Below are 2,282 nucleotides of genomic sequence, written 5' to 3'. Positions count from 1 at the left end.
CAGGAGCGGGTGGAGCCAAATCAACTTCTTACACCCCGTGGAGCCACTTCACGTTCCCACCCTGGAGCCCAAAGAAGTGCTTACAGACAGGTCAGTGGTAGGCGTGGACGACGGCGTGGCCCTTGCCGCGGCCGATCATCCACTTGTTGACGGGCGTCGTGATCATGAAGGCCACGGCGAAGCCGCCCAGCAGCGCCGTCCAGAACAGCGCGTCCGACAGGTGGGCGTCCATCGCGCCGGGAGTCAGGGCGATGATGCCGTTGTCGACGAGCTCCATCACCGCGATCGAGACGGTGTCCGCAGCCAGCGCCACCTTGATCGCACGCCTCCAGTCCAGGCCGGCCCGACGGACCGCGAACAGCGTGAACGAGTAGCCGAAGACGAACGCCAGGGTGATCGCCAGGACCATCGTCTGGACGTTGCCCCACATCAGGGCGGTACCGATGACCATGCCGAGGATCTCGCCGATCGCACAGCCGGTCAGGCAGTGCAGCGTCGCCTTCGCGGCGGCCCCCCAGGTCACAGGTCCCATCTGATGCCCGGCGTGACCCGCGTGCGCCTGGTGCACGGTGTGGTCGTCCGCGGTGCTGGTGTGGTGTGCGCTGTGATCCATGACCGTCATCCCCAATCCCGTCCGGTGCGACCCCGCTCCCACGGGCTCACACCACAACTATATACCCCCTAGGGGTATAAGCAAGAGGTAATTCGGATCACTGCATCTGGGCCTCCGATACGCCGCACCCTCCGGTCGCGTCAACGGGGGAAGTCCCTGGGGCATGAGAGACCTACGGCGCACGGACGCGCGGATGTCACCGGAGGACAGACGCCGGGAGTTGTGCCGCAGTGCCTACGGGGTGGCGAAGAGCTGTCCATGCCCAAGAGGAGGGTTGTCGGCTGCGGGCCCACAAGCGACACAGGGCCTCCACTCCTGCCCCCGTGCCGCTGCGTACCGCCTCGGGGAAGGCCGGCCGACGGGTATCGGCGGACCCTCCCGCTTTCCTTCTGGTCAGTTGCCAGCGCGCTGAGGCTGTGCGGTCCCCTCGGTGGTGGCGGTTTCGACTGGCGGGCTCTGCGGCTTGCCACGCATGAGAGCGACGGTGGCCAGGGCGCCCGCGGCGGCGATGCCGGCGGCTGCGAGGAAGGCTGCGCTGAACCCGTGGGTGAGGGCGGTCAGGTCACCGAGTGCTCCCGCGCCCTGGGAGGTGGCGAGCGCGGTCAGGGCGGCGAGGCCGAGGGCGGAACCGACCTGGTAGGTGGTGTTGACGATGCCCGAGGCGAGGCCGGCCTGCTCCTGCGGGGCTGCGGACATGGCCGCTATCAGGGTCGGGATGTAGGCGAGCGCCATGCCCAGGGCCGCCACCAGCGAAGCGGGCAGGACGTCGACGAGGAAGCTGCCGGTGGGGCGGGCGGCCGAAAGCCACACCAGGCCCGCAGCCAGAACCAGCAGGCCGCCAGTGATGAGCGACTTGGGGCCGAAGCGGCCGAGCAGGCGGGCGCTGACGGTGGTCATGAAGACCATCAGCAGGACGGTCATCGGCAACAGGACTGCGCCCGAGGCGAAGGCGCCAGAGCCCAGAACCTGGAGCTGGTCAGCGCCCGGCCCGCCAGTTTCAACGGCCACCAGCAGTGGAGTGATCATATCGACCTACCGCCCGGCGCGCTGACCCGTCACGACCCGCACTCCCGACCGGACCGTGACTCCCGCCGACCGTCGATGGCCCCCGGACCTCGGTCGCGGAGGGTGTGCCACGGGACGAAGGACCCGCGTGGCCGTACTCTTCCGCCCATGGTCCCGATGATCCGCGCCGCCGGCCTGCGCGGCTTCGTCCCGCTCGTGGAGCGGCTGGGTGGCGACGCGGACGGGATGCTCGCGCGGTTCGGCCTCGCACGGCACACGCTGGACTCCGACGAAGCTCTCATCCCCATCACCGCCAACGACCTCGTGCTCGACACGGCCGCAGCCGAGGTGGGCTGTCCGGATCTCGGCCTGCGCCTTGCGGAGGCCCAGGACCTGAGCGTTCTGGGTCCCTTGGCAGTGGTGATCGAGCCCTCCTCGACGGTCGCCGAGGCACTGGCCTCCGCCTCGAGGTACATGTTCGTCCACAGCCCGACACTGCGGTTCGCGAGCCAGGCCGTCAGCCGGGCCCGGCCGCGGCGGCGGATCGCGGTCGGGGTCTGGTAGCCGGTCAGCAGCACCAGCGCGCCCTTGTGGGCCGAGTAGTCGAAAGCCCGCTCCAAGGCGGGGAAGACGCCGGTCAACACGTCGCGGAGACGATTGATCA

2 protein-coding genes and 2 pseudogenes are annotated in these 2,282 nt (G+C 69.3%); 1 reads left to right on the top strand and 3 read right to left on the bottom strand.

From position 1 onward, the window contains the following. Positions 1-91 precede the first annotated feature (91 nt). Together ACFWP3_RS41890 and ACFWP3_RS41885 are read right to left on the bottom strand one after the other, a co-directional pair. Entirely contained in the window at positions 92-613 is a 522-nt protein-coding gene (locus ACFWP3_RS41890; RefSeq protein WP_384232206.1) for a DUF4396 domain-containing protein, read from the bottom strand. Between the two features lie 393 nt (positions 614-1,006). Next, positions 1,007-1,582, bottom strand: a pseudogene (locus ACFWP3_RS41885) (MFS transporter); the annotation flags it as partial. Positions 1,583-1,714: 132 nt separating this feature from the next. On the opposite strand from ACFWP3_RS41885, the gene ACFWP3_RS41880 reads away from it, so the two are divergent. Continuing rightward, positions 1,715-2,182 (top strand): AraC family transcriptional regulator ligand-binding domain-containing protein, encoded by a 468-nt coding sequence (locus ACFWP3_RS41880; RefSeq protein ID WP_384232204.1) that lies wholly within the window; start codon positions 1,715-1,717, stop codon positions 2,180-2,182. Here ACFWP3_RS41880 and ACFWP3_RS41875 read toward each other — a convergent pair. Continuing rightward, positions 2,110-2,282 (bottom strand): annotated as a pseudogene (locus tag ACFWP3_RS41875) (IS110 family transposase); the annotation flags it as partial. The gene ACFWP3_RS41880 and the pseudogene ACFWP3_RS41875 sit on opposite strands and share 73 nt — an antisense overlap.

Origin of the sequence: Streptomyces sp. NPDC058525 (assembly GCF_042719495.1) — a bacterium.
Lineage (GTDB): Bacteria > Actinomycetota > Actinomycetes > Streptomycetales > Streptomycetaceae > Streptomyces.
This window is presented reverse-complemented; position numbering and strand designations above follow the sequence as displayed.